1 protein-coding gene and 1 pseudogene are annotated in these 1,777 nt (G+C 60.1%); both read right to left on the bottom strand.

All coding sequences use genetic code 11. The features are described 5' to 3' along the window. Positions 1-64: 64 nt before the first annotated feature. Positions 65-1,459, bottom strand: a complete 1,395-nt coding sequence (gene rlmD, locus NW835_RS13235) for a 23S rRNA (uracil(1939)-C(5))-methyltransferase RlmD (protein WP_414415528.1) — start codon at positions 1,457-1,459, stop codon at positions 65-67. A 163-nt stretch (positions 1,460-1,622) separates the two neighbouring features. Continuing rightward, a pseudogene (locus tag NW835_RS13230) lies at positions 1,623-1,777 on the bottom strand (IS630 family transposase); the annotation flags it as partial.

The following is a 1,777-nucleotide window of genomic DNA, read 5'->3' as shown; positions in this document are numbered from 1 at the left end:
ATTCTGACGTTAGCATTGGTTGCCGCCGGCTAGTGCTCCCTCACCCCCTCCCCTGGAGTTGTCCTCAGACCCGCTCCAAAAAGACCACTCCCTCGACATGGCCCGTTTGGGGAAAGAAATCGGCAGCTCGCCATTGGGTTAGGCGGTAGGATCCCTCGGCCATCAGGATTTGCAGGTCGCGCGCCAAGGTGGCAGGGTGACAGCTAATGTAGACGATGCGCTGGGGTTGTCGCTGCTTCAGGATCTCGAGCACTTGCCGGTCACAGCCGCGCCGCGGCGGGTCCAACACCACGATATCGGCAGGAGGCAGAGTCGGCAAAACCGCTTCTACTGTGCCCTGGAAAAATTGGGCCGAGGCGATGCCGTTGAACTGGGCATTGTAGCGGGCCTGGGCCACCGCCGCCGGCAGGACTTCCACCCCTATCGCCCGTTTGGCCCGCCGGGCCAAGAGCAGGGTTAGGGTGCCGATGCCGCAGTAGGCGTCTAGGACGATCTCCTCGCCACGCAGCTGGAGCTGATCCACTATCCAGGTAAAAAAGGCCTCCGCCTGCTCCGTGTTGACTTGGAAGAAGGAGGTGCTGTCAATCCAAAAGGAAAGACCGGCCAATTCTTCCCGCAGGGATCCCCGCCCGGCAATGACCTCCGTTTGCGGGCCAAAGATGACGTTGGTGCGGGCCGGGTTGAGGTTAAGACAGACCCCCACCAGGTCAGGGTAGCGCTGCATCCAGCGCTGGGCCCACCTTTCCAGATGGGGCAGGTCGCGGCTGCAACTGACCAAGGTGAGGAGCACCTCACGGGTGCGGCGGCCAATGCGCAAGCCCAGATGGCGCAGGTGGCCCTGGTGGCGGCTTTCGTCATACACGCTCCAGCCAGTTTCCTGCAGATCCTGCTTTATTTCCCTTAGGAACACATCCAGCCGCTCGTCCTGCACAGGGCATTGGTTGAGGTTCACCAGGCGGTGGCTGCCCGGTCGGTAGTAGCCCATGCGCAACGGCTGGCCCTCTGCTTTGGCGATGGGGTAGGTGACCTTGTTGCGGTAGCGCAGCGGCTGCGGGGATCCCAAAATCGGGACGGGCTCGGGCAGGGAGAGGCCGCCAATCCGCTCCAGGGCATCCCGGAGAATTTGCTGTTTGGTGGCTAGCTGCTGCTCGTAGCTGACGTGCTGCCACTGGCAGCCACCACACTTGTCCGCCACAATGCAAGCGGGTCGCACCCGCTGCGGCGAGGGAGCAAGGAGGGAACGAATTCGCCCGACCAGGTAGTTGCGCTTAATCTCAATGACCTGGGCCACCACCCGATCCCCCGGCACACCTTGGGCCACAAACACCGCCCGACCCCGCCCGTGGCCAAGCGTATGGGCAATGCCATTGCCCTCGGGGGTTAGGTCGGTGATCTCCAGGGATAGGAGATCCCCTGGCTTGATGGGATCAGGTGCCAGGGAAGAGATTGGTTGCTCCATGAAAGAAGGTGGGTCGCAGAAGGTTAGCTGGAGGCCCCGCACTTTAGTGCGGGAAGGAAAGCTACTCTGGAACTTTAAGTGGCCAAAGTGGCGCCTCCTTCGCAAGATACCCTACCGTATACTGTAGGGGGGATAGCTCCTAATGATGGAGCATGACCCAAGTTCTGACCATTTGACTATCAGCTAGTCGTTCTTTTTGCACTTCATCTTCTTGGACTCTCGCGCTGCGGTAAGTCTTTTTTTAGAGTCATTCCTCGCTTTTTCAAGCAATTGTGTATCGTGACAGTACTTACATCAATCCCTAAGCGCTCCCGCAAC

Source organism: Synechococcus sp. OH2 (assembly GCF_047462155.1).
Classification (GTDB): Bacteria; Cyanobacteriota; Cyanobacteriia; order Thermostichales; family Thermostichaceae; genus Thermostichus.
The sequence above is the reverse complement of the archived record's forward strand: the minus strand, read 5'-3'. Positions and strand labels throughout refer to the sequence as shown.